General features: G+C 47.3%; 12 protein-coding genes. 6 read left to right on the plus strand and 6 right to left on the minus strand.

Annotated features, from left to right (window positions below):
- Positions 1–25 precede the first annotated feature (25 nt).
- Positions 26–1,429 (minus strand): acyltransferase family protein, encoded by a 1,404-nt coding sequence (locus tag QGP82_RS34375; RefSeq protein WP_499062292.1) that lies wholly within the window; start codon positions 1,427–1,429, stop codon positions 26–28.
- Between the two features lie 62 nt (positions 1,430–1,491).
- Positions 1,492–3,006, minus strand: coding sequence for a glycosyltransferase family 2 protein (locus QGP82_RS34380; RefSeq protein ID WP_499062293.1), 1,515 nt, complete (start codon positions 3,004–3,006; stop codon positions 1,492–1,494).
- Positions 3,007–3,795: 789 nt separating this feature from the next.
- On the opposite strand from QGP82_RS34380, the gene ppk2 reads away from it, so the two are divergent.
- Positions 3,796–4,668 (plus strand): polyphosphate kinase 2, encoded by an 873-nt coding sequence (gene ppk2, locus QGP82_RS34385; RefSeq protein WP_431732085.1) that lies wholly within the window; start codon positions 3,796–3,798, stop codon positions 4,666–4,668.
- A gap of 517 nt (positions 4,669–5,185) precedes the next feature.
- On the opposite strand, the gene QGP82_RS34390 is transcribed toward ppk2, so the two are convergent.
- The 3 genes from QGP82_RS34390 to QGP82_RS34400 all read right to left on the minus strand — a co-directional run bounded on the left by QGP82_RS34390 (position 5,186) and on the right by QGP82_RS34400 (position 8,865).
- Complete coding sequence (locus tag QGP82_RS34390) at positions 5,186–5,728, minus strand: transposase (RefSeq protein ID WP_499062374.1); 543 nt, start codon at positions 5,726–5,728, stop codon at positions 5,186–5,188.
- 2 nt (positions 5,729–5,730) lie between these two features.
- Complete coding sequence (locus QGP82_RS34395; protein WP_163696828.1) at positions 5,731–6,039, minus strand: transposase; 309 nt, start codon at positions 6,037–6,039, stop codon at positions 5,731–5,733.
- Positions 6,040–7,248: 1,209 nt separating this feature from the next.
- Positions 7,249–8,865: an ArnT family glycosyltransferase gene (locus QGP82_RS34400; RefSeq protein ID WP_499062294.1), complete on the minus strand. Its 1,617-nt coding sequence runs from the start codon at positions 8,863–8,865 to the stop codon at positions 7,249–7,251.
- A gap of 233 nt (positions 8,866–9,098) precedes the next feature.
- On the opposite strand from QGP82_RS34400, the gene QGP82_RS34405 reads away from it, so the two are divergent.
- The 5 genes from QGP82_RS34405 to QGP82_RS34425 all read left to right on the plus strand — a co-directional run bounded on the left by QGP82_RS34405 (position 9,099) and on the right by QGP82_RS34425 (position 15,886).
- A complete protein-coding gene (locus QGP82_RS34405; protein ID WP_499062295.1) occupies positions 9,099–9,785 on the plus strand; it encodes a hypothetical protein in 687 nt (228 codons plus the stop codon).
- A 551-nt stretch (positions 9,786–10,336) separates the two neighbouring features.
- On the plus strand, positions 10,337–11,878 hold the full coding sequence (locus tag QGP82_RS34410; protein ID WP_499062296.1) for a hypothetical protein: 1,542 nt from the start codon (positions 10,337–10,339) through the stop codon (positions 11,876–11,878).
- A 175-nt stretch (positions 11,879–12,053) separates the two neighbouring features.
- Positions 12,054–14,390, plus strand: a complete 2,337-nt coding sequence (locus QGP82_RS34415) for a DUF7452 domain-containing protein (RefSeq protein ID WP_499062297.1) — start codon at positions 12,054–12,056, stop codon at positions 14,388–14,390.
- A 141-nt stretch (positions 14,391–14,531) separates the two neighbouring features.
- Positions 14,532–15,038 carry a hypothetical protein gene (locus QGP82_RS34420; RefSeq protein WP_499062298.1) on the plus strand — a complete coding sequence of 169 codons (507 nt, stop codon included), beginning with the start codon at positions 14,532–14,534 and terminating at the stop codon, positions 15,036–15,038.
- Positions 15,039–15,064: 26 nt separating this feature from the next.
- Positions 15,065–15,886 (plus strand): N-acetylmuramoyl-L-alanine amidase, encoded by an 822-nt coding sequence (locus tag QGP82_RS34425; RefSeq protein ID WP_163701697.1) that lies wholly within the window; start codon positions 15,065–15,067, stop codon positions 15,884–15,886.
- Between the two features lie 194 nt (positions 15,887–16,080).
- Here QGP82_RS34425 and QGP82_RS34430 read toward each other — a convergent pair whose 3' ends face one another.
- Entirely contained in the window at positions 16,081–18,177 is a 2,097-nt protein-coding gene (locus QGP82_RS34430) for a calcium-binding protein (RefSeq protein WP_499062299.1), read from the minus strand.
- Positions 18,178–18,838 lie beyond the last annotated feature (661 nt).

Here is an 18,838-nt window from a genome sequence, read left to right on the forward strand (position 1 = left end):
CGATCAATTCAGCTTTCCCACTGCCTTATCCAGCCAATACAGTCGGAGCCATCAGCTGGAGTTGCTCTTGGCTAACCCAGCGGGTTTGTTGGGCATTAGCAATTTTGCATAGGTAATAGTTACCATCATCCAGCAATACTTCAACGGCCTGAACAGTCCATTGTTGGTCAAGATAGCCAACGGTATCCCCCACTGAAGGCACCCAGCGAGGAGCCGTTACCGCAGGTTTACGGGCTAGTAGATAGTCAATATCTTGCCACAGACGGGCTAGGGCTCTTTGTAGCAGAGGCGTAACGGCATCGGTAATGGCAGCGAGAATTAAGGTGCCGAGAATCATTAGGGGAAGTGCGATCGCATACCTGACCTCATCCCCCTTCACAAGCAGACCCAGCGTACGATCCACCACAAAATTATGAACCAAGAAAAAGCTATAGCTATATTGACCTAGCCTCAGCGCCAAATAACGACTAAAGCGAACTGCCGTCAGCCATCGGCAAATCACCACACAAACCAAGGTTAATCCTAGAGGTACCAGTAGGTCACAGACTATCCAGCCTAGCTGATAAAACTGACAAACAAAGCCAATGGCATAAAGACCAAGACCCACTCGCAACGCCTTAAACTGGGGCCAAAAAAGCACACCACGACCGTGCTTATAGGCTTGAGCCACCACCATGCCAATCACAAAGGTGCTCAGCTTAGCCAGCAACACATAAAACGGCAACGGTCCATTGGGAGTCGCCAGAATCGTATATGTGGGCTGTCCTCCAAAGGTGTATATAGCCAGTGCTCGATAAACCAGAGTAATGACCAGGCTCACCAGCAACAGATTGCGGCTACCCCAGCGATACACCAGTCGATGTAGCACCGGAAAACACAGGGTAAAACTTAGAATTAATGGAATAAACCACCATGGACCGCTGATGGGCAACAAGAGACTAGCGCGATGATCGATTAATAGCGGAAAAGTAAACGCTGCAAAATAATTCCACACTGGTGGGATATAGCTTTCAGTCGCAGCGCCAATCATCCATAAAACCGGACAAGACAGCAGGGCAACTGTCCAAAAAGGCCATAGCAGTCGCGATAAACGCTTTTGCCAAAAACCTAACCAATCAAAAGAACGATGCCGGGCGGCTAGCATTAGGCTAAACCCACTCAACAAAATAAACACATCCACAAACTGAAACCCAAATAATGTTGGAATTCCTAGCAACTGCATCCATCCCGAGGGCGTTGCCAGAGAGTTTGTCTCAGCAATCAGCTGTTGCAGATTATGGATTAGGCCCGTAGGCTGTGGCGTATAGCGATATTGAGTAAACAACAGCTGGGCATGGTAAAGCAGGATCATGACGGCGGCAAAGATGCGCAATCCGTCTAGCCACGCTAAGCGCTGTACCGCCGCTGACCGATTAAAACGACGTTTCATAGAAGATGGGAAAGTAAAATCTGTTTTCTAAAAGGGTGTTGAAATTTTCTCAAAAGACAAGGTTATAGCCTGGCTGTCTCAGGTAATCCATAGACTTTTTCCAAATTAGTCACAGCAGGTGTCGCCTCTCTCGGCGTGACAACCCACTCGGTTTTTCCATGGAGATGATCGTAGAGTGCAACAACCGCAATCATGTTTTTCAATAATGAGTAAACCGGTGTCAGTAAGGCATATTGCAAAAAGTAGTACCTGGGATAATGGTGATACCCAATTTTTGCAGTAACCAATAGTTTATAAACACTACTCAAAAACGTAATAACTGTTGCCGACAACAAAAATGCATTGTCTGTGAAATTAATGGTTCCTGTTAGCAGCCAACTACTGAAAACAATTGGCAAAATCTGTACCGATAAAATGGGAAACAGTTCTCGATAGTAGAGCAAATGGGTCCAGATTAGCTTTTGCCCAAAGGTTAACTGGGGTGACTTCCAAAACCGTTTTTGATAGCGCAAACTAACTTCTAGCCATCCCTGGGACCATCGTTTACGCTGTGACCAAAAGGCGCTGATGTGGTTGGGGGCCAATTCTGTAACCGTAATGCTGCGGTCATGGACGATGCGATACCCATGCAAAAGGGTGCGTATCGACGCATCAATATCTTCGGTCAGCATAGTTGGGTTAAAACGGACCTGCTGTAGCACGGAGGTGCGCCAATAGCCATTGGAGCCACCAAATAAAGCCGTATCTACCATTAACGACTTGGCAGAATGGCTGACGCCGTAAATCGACTCAAATTCCACCGCCACCAGGCGAGTGAGGAGATTTTCACTGCGATTACGGATCATGTTGCGGCCTTGCACAACATCGTACCCATTGGCGATCCATCGACCGGCCCGCTCAAAACAGTCTGGGGCTGGATGATGGTCTGCATCAAGGATACAGGTGATCTCCCCGGTCACGATATTGAGGGCAGCGTTAATATTTTCGGCTTTTGAATGGCTGCCTTCAACTCGATAAGGCCGAAAATTAGGATACTTTCTGGCCAATCGCACCAGGGTTTGCTCAATGGGTAGCACCACCGGGGTGTTATAGGCCAAAATCACTTCCAGACCTGCCTCAGGCTGATGTATGCGATTTAGCAGGTGATCAATGGTTTCTAAAATGATGGTTTGTTCATTGGGTAAATAGGCCGCCACAATAAACGAACAGCGTGGCAAGGGCTGACACTCTGGCAGTTCTGCTCCCTGAACGCCGAGGCTCTTTTTTAAGCGACGCTTGATGCTATCGGGTTGAGACGGTGAAAACCTTGACTGGCTAGCAAATCGTCGCGAAACAGCGGCAGTGGATTCAGCAATGAGCATGACTGCGCTGGACAGATAGAGCGCCACCAGTGAAAAATGCAGCCACGTTAAGGAAATGCCGCCTAGCTGCAGGCTGTAGTAGCAAATGATGGTCGGTAGACCAATTAAAAGTACATTTATGAAAATCAGCTTGCTGGCAGTCTGCCAGCGATCACTCAGATTGAATACTGATAAGCCAGCATTTGTGCGATCGCATTTTTTATTCTTTGTTTGCATATAGCAACCCTCGTCAGGCCCTTTGCAGGCGTCGGATCAGATGTTGAAGCACAAACACGCTGCCTAACGGCCATGCAAGGACATGACCAGCGGTCTAGTAACCGCTTAAAATTCAAGTCAAACAACTATTGCCATACGTTGCTGGTAAACCATCGAATCAACATTCGTCGAAACATTCCGTAACTTGACGAACAATTTTAACTCAATGTTAAGCCTGTGTTAATTTTCGTATGAGCGGACGTCATTAAAGCAGACGCTAGGGTCATGGATTTTAAGCTCGGAAAAATGCAGGGCATAATGTCTGGTGTAAAGGCCTGAGCGAGCTATGGAAACAGATTATTTAGAACGGGTGAGAGAGTTGTCGCAATGGTTGAGGCGTTGATAACGTAAGGCCTATGCATAATCTTTTATAAAATGCAAATCAGCTGTTTAACCTCTTATCCGAAATTCTGACTGATATGCTCGGTATCGAAGCCCACCTCCCCAAGTCTGGGTAGGTTTGATTCAAGCGTTACATTTTAATTTTTTGTATCCGCAAATATTTAGACTAACCTAAGCTCGCCCATACTTCGATAAATAAGCACGTATGCTGACCACTATCGAGATATTTTGGGAGACTCTATGGTTAAGTCAAACACCCATAGCACAATGAAGAAAGCAGATGTTAATTCTTCAAATGAAAAACCCAAAGTGACTAAAAAGAAAGCTTTAAAAAAGATCACCTCAAAGCGAAAAGCTACCGAAAAGAGCGCTGATAACAAACCTTTAGGCCAGATCGCTACAATTCCGATGGCTAAATCAGTAAAGGCAACTAAGAAGACTGTTAAAAAACAGGATGATACTTACAATAAATCTACCCAGAAGAAAAAGCACTCGAAGACGAAGAAAAGCCTGAAAAAATCTGTATACCAGTCTGAACTAGAGCGTTTGCAGCTTGAGTTGGTGAAGATGCAAGAATGGGTAAAGTATGCAGGCCTGAAGGTTGTTGTGATCTTTGAGGGGCGAGATGCTGCCGGTAAGGGTGGGGTGATTAAACGTATTTCTGAATGCTTAAACCCTCGTGGTTGTCGTATTGTAGCGTTGGGTAAGCCCACTGATCGAGAGAAAACCCAGTGGTATTTTCAGCGTTATGTGAACCAGTTACCGGCAGCTGGCGAAATTGTTCTCTTTGATCGTAGCTGGTATAATCGCGCCGGTGTGGAGCGCGTCATGGGCTTTTGCACCCACAATGAATATACTGAATTTATGCGCACCTGCCCTGAATTTGAGCATATGCTCCAACGCTCGGGCATCATTCTGGTCAAATATTGGTTTTCTGTCAGTGATAAAGAACAGGAAAAGCGGTTCCAGGACCGGATCAAAGATCCAGCTAAGCGTTGGAAGCTGAGCCCCATGGATTTAGAGGCCCGTGCCTGCTGGGTTGAGTATTCTAAAGCGAAAGATGACATGTTTGCGATGACCGATACCACTAGTTCCCCCTGGTATGTGGTCGATGCCGATGATAAAAAGCGGGCACGGCTTAATTGTATTAGTCACTTACTAACTCTGATTCCCTACGAGGAGCTACCTTACGAGCCAATTATGTTACCTAAGCGACAGGGGGCGATTCATTATCAACGCCCGCCTAAGGAAACGCAACGTATGGTGCCTAACAAATATTAGGCCATCACACTGTAGGGGCATCCCCTGGTGGGTGCCCAGGATAACCTATGGGATGCTCCGAAAGATCATTGAGTTGTCGGTTTATGGGGACAATGATCGAGGGGCAAGCACGAGGCATTGCCCCTACCGAGTGCTCGGGATAATCTATGCCTTGGGTGATGATTGGGTATGGGGTGTGCGATCTCACCAGCGACATGGACATCACGAAACAAAGGATACCCCTTGTATGTTTAGAGGGTAAGGAAATTGGCAACTCTAATCCTCCATTGGTCTCAGCTTGGGTTCATCCGCCTAGAAGTTTCCGTCCCCTTGCGGGGTAATGAGATTGGCAACCTATCAAGTAGGTTCATTCCCACGCACCTGTGAACTATTCCAGTTTCCGTCCCCTTGCGGGGTAATGAGATTGGCAACCTTCCGTGGTGACTCGGCAGTGATCACGAACGAAGGAGATCAGGTTTCCGTCCCCTTGCGGGGTAATGAGATTGGCAACTCAGAAATATAGAACCCATTTGAGATCTCAAGAATCGGCAGCAAGTCGCTTGAGCATTAGTCTAACGAAGCAAAAGTCCATCTGCGCCTTAGCGTTGTCCAACGTTCTCTCAAAGTTCTTCGTCAGGCTCTTACATCGTTCCATCCAAGCATTGGAGCGCTCAATTACCCACCTGACGGCAACAGGAACAAAGCCTGTTTTTCCTTGCGCAGCCTTCTCTGCTTTCGATGGCTTTGGAGAAAGCTCAAATCTGATTTTGCGCATGATGCCTGGATAGACCGACTTAAGTGTCTCAGTCAGCTTGTCTACGTGGTAGCCGTTGTCTAACAAGACGGTAATCTTCGGGATGTTGACCGGTTTGGATTTAAAGTACTCAAGGTTGAGTATCAGCAGCATCAACAAGCCGACATCATCCGAAACATTGGCTGGCGTACACAGCGTGAAGAATGGAAATCCCAGCGTATCAACAACTAGATGCCGCTTGATCCCGTTCGTGGCTTTGTAGAAACAAAAGCCTTTTGAATCCACGCTAGCAGTACAGGTATTCTTCACCGCTTGTGAGTCTGCCATCATTAGGGTCGTCCATTTTGATTTTTTTTTACTTGTTTTCGCACGTGTCCATGTAGCAACGTCATCAGCTTCTCAAACGAGCCTGCTTTGCGCCACTGGTTGTAATGCCAGAACACGGTTGAATAGGGCGGCAGATCCTTGGGTAGGTCTTCCCAATTACAGCCGTTCTTAAGCTGATAGAGCATCCCATCGATCAGCTCTCGATAGCTCCAACGGAGAGGCTTTGTCCTTTTCTTCTGAGGCAAGACCTCTGGCAACAGAGGTTCGAGGATTTCCCATTCGGCATCGGTCAGACTGCTCGAGTATGCCATGATAGCCACGGTAGACGATGCTCTGTATTTTCGCGTATCTGACAAAAGATCTCAAATGGGCTCTATAAAGCCATTTGGGAGCCTTGGGCTAATAGGTTTCCGTCCCCTTGCGGGGTAATGAGATTGGCAACCTTAATACAATCCGATCGTACCTGGCAAAACAGATTATGTTTCCGTCCCCTTGCGGGGTAATGAGATTGGCAACGCACCAAATCAGGCGTACCTGCCAGCTTCGCCGCTGGTGAGTTTCCGTCCCCTTGCGGGGTAATGAGATTGGCAACCTACACCAATCGTTGCGGCTAGCTTAGAAGTGTATGGTTTCCGTCCCCTTGCGGGGTAATGAGATTGGCAACCTACAACCAGCCACAACACCCCCCATGACCACCCCCGAAGGTTTCCGTCCCCTTGCGGGGTAATGAGATTGGCAACCCCCTCCCTTTTGAAACCACTGTAACCAGGGGCTTCTAGATACCCAAATCTAAGGGTTCCAAAAATGACTGACTTAATCGAGAATAGCTCCCAATAAAGCCCTGGAAAAACGTCTGAAAGCCTTTCACAGTCACTATTCGAGGGATCTAACGGAAGAATCAGGTTTTCAAGGTTCGGCTGAATCCCTCGGAAAATTAGGAACTCATGCCTACCATAACTAGCCCAACCAGGAATGTCCAGGTATGCAATCAATTTTTAATGATTTTTGCTACCCACCCTGTAACGCATAAAAACCACTGGTATCCGAGGGAATCTCCACTCAAGGTAAGGGGGAGTTAGAGGAATGAGGCAACCGCCAACGCTAGTTTCCAATACTTGTGTGTACACGGCAGCCTTACAAAGGGGCGCAATAAGTCACCCAGTAGGCAGGGCTGTTTCATTGTCTGGACAGAAAATCTGGAGGCATTGAAAGCTTATTTGAGGAAAGGCATGCTCTACTTGAAGGTGGGCCAAACAATAATGCGATAACCTGATTAATCGACCCCGCCGTAACCCTTAATTTAATGCCATTGAGGACAACCTAGTAGGCTGGGTCTTAGGGCGGCCTCCCGGCCCTAACCATGGGGGTTTGGGGAACTCGGAGGGACCCCAAGCAACCGGTTTTGGCTCCCTCCGATCATCTCTCGATTCAGCATGAACGAAGTCATAAGCCTTACAGATTTTCCCTGGTGAATACGAAACAACCCTGCATCCAGTAGGGAAACTCCCTTGTGGGTGCCCCTACTGAGAACGATATAACACCTGCCAGCGACCGGCCCATTCCATTTCAGGATAATTAATTTTTACCCAGTTCCAACGGGCGGGCAAATCCCCCGGAATCACCAATACTGACGGGGCAGTCATCAGCCGACGTAAATAAAGATTATCCTCGGGGTTCCCCAGCCGAATCCAGCGGGGTTCCCAACCCTGGGTGGTTTGAAAATAGGCTTCATTGACAATGCCATCGTTAATGGTAATGGTGTCTTTATTCAGGGCAAAGGCCAGGGAGGGGAGCGCTTCGTTATAAACCAAGACCGGTAAACTCTCTAACCGCCGTTGCTGAATAATCTGAGAGACAACATTAGCACTCTCTTTCCATGGTCCATTGGCCTGGGTGTAGTAACCGCCATATAACAACAACATAAATGATGGCACCAGCACCATAGCCACCAGCCGAATTCTGACCCCCGCCCGGATAAATCGATATAGCAAAAGCACTAAGCCTAACGTGCTCAACGCCGTTATCACCATGGGCCAGGTGCTTTGCAATGGCTGTCCAAGAATTTGATAGCCCAGGGGTACCATGAAGGCCAGCATACCCAGACAGCCATAAATTTGGGCAAACCAGCGGCTGTAACGCCATACTTGTTGTTTCGTTAGAAACTGCACCCAATAGCTGACAAGAATCGAGAACCCAGATACCAGGGGCAACAATGCCGCCAGGGATGCACTACCGGTCAACGTGTAGAACACCAATGGCAGGGCTAGCCAGGTGATGCAGACTGGCAACACATTGGGGTTTTGCCAGACCGGACTGGCAAGGTTGGGCAAAACTAAAAACCACCAAGGTAAACTGCCCAACAGAAAGGTGATTGCATATTGCCAGCGGGGATGCCTGGGTGGCCCGAAAAAGGTGTCTTGCCAAAATGTCTGGCGGATAAAGGCCCAGACATCGGGGAGGTGATGGCTGGCGTGCACAAACCAAAAGCAGGTGAGCCCAACTGCCATGATCAATGCGGCCAGGCCATGACGCCAGTGAATCCCATAGTTGCGAGGCCCAAATATCAAGACATAGGTGCCCACGGTGATGGGCAATAGCAAACTATGTAACCCGCCGCATAATAGGCCACCGGCGAATGCGATCGCGAGTCCATAGAGGGCAGCTGGTAGTTTTTCCAGATGGTAGAGCAGAATATAGTAGATAGCTGCCAGCTCGAAGGTGGCCAACAATATATCGGCGGATAGGTAACGGCTACAGGCCAACACCAGGGGACATGACAGATAGATCAGTCCAGCAAACAGACCGACCTGGGACGACCCAAATAATCGCATCGCAATGCGGTAAGTAAAAATTACCTGGACCAAAATGCTGATCTGGATAAAGAAGCGAGCCCCAAATGTATTGATGCCCCACAGCCGCATTCCCAGGCTGGTCAACCAGAGGGGCAATGGCAGATGGCTAAAATCGTTTACCCCCAGCAACCGAGGATGCATAAAATTTTGCCGGGCCAGCATATCCCGACTAATCTCAGCAATACTGCCCTCGGGCCCTGTGGTGATGACCCACAGATGCAGGTTGAACAGCAACACAATCAACACCACTGCCAGCAGTAGATATAAAAAACGGTCAGGTCGCATGGGGACAGACATACGTGCAGCTAGGGCGTGTTCAAAACATTACACCACGCGGTTTATGCTCCCGAAACCGTCATCCGGCCTTCTATACCAAATATATGGGTTAGCACACATAGTTGACAAAACGATACAATTAGAATTAAAAGTACATAAATGCGTAGCCAGTCGTCGTATTGCTAAAGCCGCGACTGATTCTCGCGCTTTGGATCCATCTTTGGTTTCTACGAGTAACTGCTATGACTATTGGCTTTTCAAATGAGCCCCTGCTGCGCTCAAAGCAGCATGATTTAGATTTGCAAGATTTACGCGGGGCCTGGCACTTTCGTCACAGTGTCCTTGGCTATGCATTTTCAAGTATTTACACTCGCGTTGATCAAGTGTTTGCGTTGTGGGGGGCCCTGGCAGTATTCATGTTTGCCTCAGCTCAGGTGTCCCACGCTAGCTGGCAGCAACTGGCAATTGCTTGGTCCGGCCTTACGGTAATTGCTGTTGTGGGTATGCTGTCCATCGTGCGCTTTTGGGCACGGGTAGAACGACTCATGTGGCTAGTATACAGCTGGGCTACATTAATGTTGGTTGGCACTGTAATCACCAATTGGGGCGTGTTTGGCTATGTAGGGCCAATATTGATAAACCTCTGCCCCTTGTGGTTAGGGCTGTGTGCCATTGGCCATGGCCTGACGGGTTGGGGCATTCGCTCGCGTACGTTTTTAGGGCTGACGGTGGTGCATGGGGTTGCCGCGTTTGCCGTGACCCAGCTAGGTACCTGGCAATACGGGGTGACCGGTGCCATCATTGGCGGCAGTCTACTATTATTGACTCAGCTTCAATGGGATATGCGTCCTCCCATTGAATATGCTGTACTGACTAATGAACAACGCTCCTTTAATCATCATCAGCGAAAGCTGAGGCAGACTAGCTAACAGGCGAGAGGTCACTCCTTCAAGATAGGACTACCGCCAACAACCGTTAGGGTGGAGTTTCTTACTTTAAAGCCGCTGTTTTTTCAAAAAACAGCGGCTTTCTGCTTTTTTGTTGAATATCTGTTGAATAGTTATTTTGACAACATCCCGATAAGGATAGTTGTAAATTTTCTCGAAACCGATCCATTCATCTTGTTATACCAAATCCGAATGTATTAAACCCGATTAAAAATAGACCATCCTGTAGGGGCACTCCCTTGTGGATGCCCTTCGATACCGGGTGCTATCAGTCGGGATTTCGTATTAGAGACAATTTATCCAATATTTCTATCTAAAGCTGCTGCTAACTCTCTTTTTTAGGTAGTGCCACAAAAAATAATACACCTGTGAACCTGCCTCCTGCCATGGCTTTATCCTTCCAGAGGAGAAAACATTTAAATATTAACTTATGTATACAAAGCAAGAAAAATTGATTAATGAGTTGTTGTCATCTATCTACTCGCTACGCAGCGAGATAACAAACAACAATACTACACACTAGGTAAGGAACTATGGCTAACGTACTCCCCAGTGAGTTAATGAATTCCGTTCTAGGAAAACTCTATGATGCACTGTGCAGTGGCGATGGTGCTGCGCCTCCCTCCGAAGACAACTATCTGGCCTGGGTTACCCCTGGCATTCCTTTTCCGCCAGACGAATTTGATTTTCTAACCGAGGGTCTGGGCGGCGTATATAAAAATGTCAGGGATGATTTTAACGCCGATAAACCCAACAACAATGGTGACACTGAAGAAGTCGATGAAGACACCAGTGTAGAAGAGCTCAACAGAATGTTGGCTGATGAAAGCCGCCGTAAGTATATCCATGCCGAAAATCTGGCACGGTTATGCGATCTCATTCCAGATACATCGGGCACTGGCACCAATTCTTTCAATGTTTGGAATGTTGAAAATACCCTCTCTCAAGCTTACGAACAGGTTCTGAGGTTTAGTCAGGTTGCAGATGTTGAACCCGATGAGCGTACCAAGGCCAAGCTAGAGAAACTGCGGAGCCTGATGGTTTCTAAGAGAATCGAAGTCGATTTTCTGACCGATGAAGAAAGAGTCATCGAAGAACCCAGTCCACTTGTTCTTAAGTATGACCAGTACTTGGGTGAATGGGAGGCGGCTAAGCTAGCCTACAATACCCTGCGTATTGAGGCTGAGGCTGGGAATGACCCCAAAGCGGTTTCGGCCTGGGCCATCAATGGCCCCATTCTTCGTAGACGGGTGCAAGCGGCTGAGCGCAAATGGTCAACCTTAGGTTATCGCGAACAGTTTGATCGTATTAGTGCCTTTATCAAACAAGTCGAAGGTAGAAGCATTGCGTTACTCAAGCAACAATACCAGGAGTTGTTTGAAGAGGGACAGCTCAACAGCATGCTAACGGGGCTGCCGTTTCATCCTGTTACCTTTGTTCCCGGTGGTTTTGCCCGATACGAAGACGGATGGACCCAGTTCAAGTTTGACAGTTCTGACTACGCCAGTAGTTATGACTACTCCAAGAAAGGGTTCGGTACTAAAGTCAAAGCTGGCTTTGGCCTATGGCGGGCTAAGGCTGAAGCTAACTACGACAGAACTGAAATTGAGCACAAGATCAATACTTCGCGGTTTAAACTGCGCTTTAAGATCGCTCAGGTTCCCATTATTCGACCCTGGTTTAACGTCAACTTTCTAACGAGCACCTACTGGAGATTTGACGAGGCCGTGCCTGATTTTAATAATCAGATGGTGTCTGATGGAGCTGCTCAACCTGAAGGTATGATTCCAGCGTTCACCACCACGGCGATTTTTGTCAGAGACTTATTTCTAGAGTTTGGTGAGTCTGAGTACAGCTACGATTCTTTGAAGAAGCACTTTGATGTCAGCGCTGGCGGTGGCTGGGGTCCTTTCTCCGTGGGTGGTAGCTACAAGCAGGATAATTTTGAAAGAAATGTGAACTCTCACCGAGAGGAACAGGGCATTCGGATTCCTGGCATGCAGCTGATTGGGTTTAAGTGTCACCAGATGCCCAAATCTCCCAATCCAAACCCCAGTATCAAGAAGTGGATTTAGGATTGCTTTTTCCCTTTATTGATATCGAGTAATTCTTTTTAAGAACAACTCATTACGGGGGCTTAGGGTTGCCCACGGACTAGAACAGTATGTCTAGTCCGTGGGCCATGCGCTCCATTTTCAAAATTCGCCTTAGAACGTTCATACAAACTAAAAACGTTCATATAAACTAAAAATGAACAGAATTAGCTTAGCCTTAATGGGCAAACTCGCTAAACTGCATCAGGACAGTTTAGCCGAAAAAGATACATTTGTTGCCATCAACAAACTGGCAGAAGCCTATACGCTATACGATTTTGAACAACCTCAACATCCCCAGGAATTTGCAGAAATCACCAATTTTATCGTTCCTAGCAAACGGTTTTATGAGCCTGATACTACTAAATTTATTTGGGATGTCTATAAAGACAGTCTGGGTAAGGCCTTTGCTGCCAGCGGTAATTTTCTAACCGCCGAAGAAGAGGCCAAACTCCAGGAAGCACTCGCCTATGTTGAGGATCCTGAAAATCGAGAAAACTATTACACCTGTCAGGATGAAGCACTGGCGGCGGCGGCTGAACTTGCTAGCTTGATTTCTCAAAAAACAGCTGCGGAACGTGATGATGATACCGATGCTGTTGCCTCCCTCAACGATTTGATCGCCATTGCTAGACAACGAGAAGAAGCTGCCTCGCGTAAATGGCAGGACATCGGTAACAAGCTAGTGTATGAAAACCATCAAAATATCAAGTTTCAACTGGAAGCTAGATATCCATCCAATATCTTAGAGCATTACAAGTCAAAGCTCTCGGGAGCCGAACGGGAAAAAATTGGTAAAGGAACGTCCGGTTACTATTATCCCACCAGTTTTGTGCCCAGTAACTTCTTTAAGGAGGGGGGGAGTGGTTGGGCCAGTATCGCCATGGATGCCAGGGAAGTCGACGAATATTACAACTATGCTAAAAACACTGTATTCAAAGACTACCAAGACTTTTTCAGTGATGAACAGGACGAATTAGAAATCGAAAAAATTAGTGTCGACATTGGTATTCTCTCCGTTGTCAGAGATTGGTTTAGTATTGATCTTTTCCATCAACGATTCTGGGATCTGCCAAAATTCATTGCCCCTCTCAGTGATGGTGAACCCAGTCCCACCGGGTCCCTATCGGTGCTGCCGGTCAAAATGATCTTTTTGCGGAATCTAGACGTAGAACTGAAGGAAGATTCAGCCAAAAACAGAAACACATTCAAAAAAACCATTGGGAAGAATCTGCCTATTTTTGTTGGTAACGTCATGCTAAATGCATCACCTCAGTTAAAATCAGGTTCTGTGAACATTCTGTCCACCCCCAAAGCTCTAAACTATCAGGCCGTCAAAAAGGATAGACAAATACTACACCGGCAAATAGACAATCAGTCAGGCGTCCAGATACTCAAGGGTAAAAACATTAATGCTCTTAAAACTCAGCTGACGGCATCTAGCACTGTGCAACCGGTTGCCTTTACCAATTTCACAGGTAGTACAAAAATCGCCTTAGGCAGAGCTCGGGTCTTAACCCAATCTGCTGGGATGTATCTGATTAGCCACAAGGCGGTTCCAACCAATATTTCAAGCCATATCACCAACATTAACAATGGTGTTACCAATGGCAACCGCAATTTCTTGTTGTTTACCACCCAAAAGTATGGTGTATACAACACCCATGAAACCGGTGTCTGGTTCAACGGCAGCCAGTGGACTGTGTATAACCAGAACCGGAAACCCATGCCTAAGAACAACCAGGTCAATGTTCTAGCGGTTAATCCAGCCTTAAACAGAAATGTGTTTGTTCATACAACCACGAAAAACAACACAAGTGGCCATATCACCACCCTTAATCATGGGCTAACCAACAACCAAAGTAATGCTATCGTGCTCGTTACCCAGCATTACGGGAAATACAATGTTAGCCAGGTAGGTGTGTGGTTTAGCGGTGGCAAATGGAAAATTTATAACGAAGACCTGAAGCCCATGCCAATTGGTACCAAGTTTAATATTTTGGTCTTAAAACCAGGGGCTCCTATTCGATTTGGTGGCTTAGAAGGTGTCGCTTTCCAACATAAAGTAACTGATGCCACTAAACAGGGCAGCATGAAGCATGTCAGTTACATTAATAACGGGTTTAGCAATGGTGTTCCCCAGGGCATTGTCTTTGTTACCCAGCGATGGATCAACACCTATAACCCAAATCCCATAGGCGTTTGGTACTCCAATAATAAATGGACAGTTTACAACCAAAACCGCAAACCTCTTCCCAACAACGTCACATTTAATGTGTTGGTGGTCAAGCCTGCCCGCGCTGCGGTGCCAAAACCTCGGCCCAGACCGGTACCCCGTCCCGCACCCAAACCCCGTCCCGCACCGAGCAAGCCTGTGGAGAAAGATCCTGACAAGGAAATTGAAGACCTATTCCCAGCATTCTGGTTAGCTGGGTTCGTCTGCAAGAACTTGCCCAAAGCGCCTAATCCAGATCCCGATTTGGATTGGATATAGCGTTGTCACCTATTTTGCGATCGCTGATTTAGGGGATGAACCGGTTAGAACTATTGCTATTTGACGGTATCCGACAGCTCAAGTCATCTTGAGGATCAGCAATGCCCCCATTTATATTCTTTCGTTTCGAGAACACCCATCATGGTAAACAAATGTGGTGGAACGCCTGAACCACCTGATAAACCTGTCAAACCCCTCAGTCATGAAGAGCAAGTTTTGCATATTGCTATGGATGAACTGCTCAAGATCATGACTGAGCATCCCATCAGGGGCCTGGATGAAGACTTCTCTCAAATGGATGTTGATACGGCCATTCAACTCATCTTAGAGACAACGTCCTATGGGCTTGATTACGCCGAACTGAATCCCCCAATACAGGACCTGGTAATAGCCATGGCTAAATATGTCATTTTATTTCAGCGAGTTATGATGCCGGGCTATTCATCCCTATTGGTTGACCTCCAGGCTTTCCTGGGGGCACTTATTGAATTCAATGACCTAAAAATTAGGGGATTAAGGGGCAGTAATCCCCTTGATGTATCGAGATGGGCCACCTATGGTCCCAGTCTACGACGTTCCCTTAGCTCTAAAAAACGAGTGTTTCTGAACAATCTGTCACAGTTTAGGGCAATTAACTTCCAACAATAGTCAACACACCTACTAGGAGACTAACAATGCAGATTATTAATCACCTTCTCTACCATGATGATGGTACTCCCTATCCCTTTGAGGAGAGTCCCAACTCTGGTGGCACGTTGCGCCATGAGTATTTAGTAATGCATTTCACAGCGGGTAGAACTGCAAAATCGGCTGTACGATGGCTCACTCAAGCTCAGGCCAAAGCGTCTGCCCACCTGGTCATTGGTCGAGATGGCAGTATTACCCAGCTGGTGCCGTTTAATGTGAAAGCTTGGCATGCCGGTCGCAGTTCTTGGGAGGGGAGAACAGGTCTCAACAAATACTCGATTGGGATTGAGCTGGTGAACGCCGGTAGGCTAAAGCGCCAAGGGGGCGAATGGAAAAGTTGGTTTAATCAGGTGTATGACGACGTTGATGTACTCGAAGCAACCCACAAACATGAGTCATCCTCCAGTGGTTGGCATGTTTATACCGAAGAACAACTAGAGGCGGCGATGGACGTTGCCAGCCTGTTGGTCGACGAATATGGTTTGCAAGATGTCATCGGCCATGATGATATTGCCCCCCAACGCAAGAATGATCCAGGCCCCGCTTTCCCCATGGATAGTTTTCGTGCCAGGGTAATGGGCCGTGAGGATTTAGAAGAGTTCTATGAAACAACAGGTCGATTAAATATTCGCACGGGTCCAGGCACTCAGTATGAGAAGTTGCCAGAGAGCCCGCTACCTGCCCACACACCCGTTGACATTCTAGACACTAGCAATAATTGGAAACTAGTCACTGTGCTAGAAACCATCAATGACAATATGGATATAGAAGGGTGGGTTCATGGTCGTTATTTGCAACGTCAGAGCTGACGGCTTGTAAACCGGATTGAGAATCAAGGCAAGACGATTTGCCAGCCCGTACTCTCGAAAAGAAAGAAAGTTAAAGAAAAACGGGTGGATAGCCCTTAGAGTTATCCACCCGTTTAGCTCCCTGCCAAGGACTAATACAATCTGTTCAATAGGCGGAGGTGTCTCTCCCCCTAGACATGCTTCCACTAACTAGTCTAGACGTACTTAAAGGTACTGCTGTTGAGGTTGAGACTACCCGAGCCGCGAATCACGGCAATGAGTTCATCTTTTTGACCAGCCGCATTATCAATGAACAATCCACGGCCACGATCAGCACCTTTGGGAGACGAACCCAAACGGTAGTCATGGTCATTACTAAGCTGGATCATATCACCCTGCCTCGTATTCAAGTCCGTGATCAGAGCGTAGTTTGATATTCCCATGGAGCGTATTTTACCGTCATCGTAAAGGGTGCCAGATTGATTACCCAAGACAAAGGTGTCACGCCCTCTACCTCCAGTCATCACGTCTTTTTCGGCAGCCGTTCTACGCCATGCTCCCTGCAGAAAATCATTACCATCTCCACCAACGAGCCTATCATTGCCCCAGCCACCTAGCAATCTGTCATTGCCCGAGCCACCGTTAACACGGTCATTGCCCGAGCCACCATGAACATAATCATTGCCTGAACCACCAAAGACTTTATCGTTACCTCTTTCACCAAACACCTTATCAGCGCCTTGATCGCCGTAAATGGTGTCGTTACCGCCTTTACCACGAATAGTATCGTTACCATTCTTGCCAGAGATACGCTGTTTTTTTGACCCGCCAGTAATGGTGTCAATGCGGCGAGTACCCTGAATCACAGCGTTGTTACTTGTGATTCGATTCGGTCCTGAAGGCGGTGTGGGTGCTGGCGGTGTGGGTGCTGGGGGCACTGGCGGTGTGGGTGCTGGGGGCGCTGGCGGTGTGGGAGTGGGCACTGGGGGGGCTGGAGGTGCAGGCGTTGGACTATTCCCATTCTCACCTCCAATTAGCAGCAGGTAAGCATCGTCTCCACCGCCAGCATTTCTCTGGACCGCGTTTGCCGTCACCAGGTCAGCCCCTGGTTCAGCCGTCAGGGCTAGTGCGGCTACACCACCACCGACACCAATCGCATTGGCGTCTCCATCGACAAAGGGGGTCCAAACATAACGCGTCTTTAAATCAGGACTCATAACAGCCAGAAAGCCTTCTGACCCTGAGTACCCAGGTACTCTTTGACCCTCAATAGTTTGGTTATCGCGATTCGCTAAACTTGCATTAGCCTGACCCACAAGGTACACATTGCCCTGTTGATCAGCCGTAATGTCGGTTGGTTTAACACTGTTTCCTCTACCGCTGCTTAGCCGGGTAAGCAACGATTGTCCCTTTTTAAGATCACCTGTAGCTAGATCATAACGACCGTAATAGGTCATTTTGACTGAACCGACATTGGTGGCTTGAGTGTAGCGATCTGTTTGTACTGTGTCAGGCCCCGATGACTGGGAAAAATTGAGTGGGTCCCGGGAAAAAATAGAAAAGCCGGTGCCTCCGTTAATTGAATAAGCGGCGTAGAGTTCACCGTCATCACCAATGGCAATGCTTTCACCACGCGTATCGGCCATCAAATTGGCTTTGCGGATGTTGGCGGCGCTTTCGTCATAGCTTTTCCATTTCTGTTTTCCGTTGTAGTCCCAAGCTTGGGTAAAGGCTACCTGCAAGTTCGATGACTTTTGCTCATAGCCAGTGGCGATCAACGTGCCACCGTTTTTATCGGTGATGGCCACATCGTTAAAGCGGCGATTGTTCTTGCCAGTGGAAAACTCTTCTTGAACTTTACCCTGGCTATTATATAGTTTAATTTGACTATTACCCTGTATGGCAACAACTCTACCGCTGTCAGAAATGGAGACCTGACTGGCTGAGACGCTGTTGTCACTCCAAATAATGCGGCTGCCATCTGCACTCAGAACGGCTACTCCAAAGTCACCAGCAACGGCTATTTCTCCTTTATTGTTGACCTCTAGATCGTCGACCTCACTGGGGAGATGAGTCACTGAAAGGACTTTGTTAGTCTTGTTGTTGTAGCGAACAACGCTGCCTTCACCACCGCCCAATAAGTTGATTTTCTTTGCACTGGAGCTATATTGAGAGAGTGCGCCACCAAAAACGGTGATGCCATTTTTTGAAACATCGACTGCATTGGCAGAATCATTTCTGTTGCCACCCAGATACGTAGCACCAGAGACATCCAGGTTGTTAGTCTTTTTGGTAAGTTCTTTGATGGTCATAAATAGTCCCCGTTTGACAGATGAATGGATGAATTATTCGAGCGTAAAGAACCGATAACTTTGCGCACATAGTTCATAACAGTGGTGCTCGCTGAAAGATTTAGACAGCAAGAGCTATGGGCGGTACAAAAGGCATGAATACATGTAGCCTTCTGCGTTATCGAGTGTCGCGTAAAGTATCTAAAAAACTTTCTTACAAGAACGGTTTATGTCAGCACGATTTTGCTGCGAATAAGCGAGACGATCTTTTTGAGTTATTGTCTACATGAAATCTTGAACAAGTAATCCATAATCTTGTTCTAACTGGACTGGTAGCTGTGTTTAATACCTGGTCTGCGGCTGCATCGGGAACAATCTGCAAGACATATAACCTTTGGTACTAAAAGGTACAGCTATCGGTAATCATTGCCCTTCTGAACAACCTTTTCGTCACGGGAGTTTTAAGTTTACTCAAATGTTCAGAATACAAAGATATTGCGGGCTCCGGAGAGTCTCTAATTAATGTCCTTGGAAATCAGCCGATGTGGTAGAGTCATTGCTTCCTTGAAAAGAAACAGAGCACCTTGGTGTGCATAGCCGACTTATTTTACTAATGAACGTTACTGTTTGTTAGGACTCAAAACATAGCCGAGTGTACCCTTGATGCTCATTTAAACAATTT

This window comes from Leptothoe sp. LEGE 181152, assembly GCF_032906605.1.
Lineage (GTDB): Bacteria > Cyanobacteriota > Cyanobacteriia > Phormidesmidales > Phormidesmidaceae > Leptothoe > Leptothoe turfae.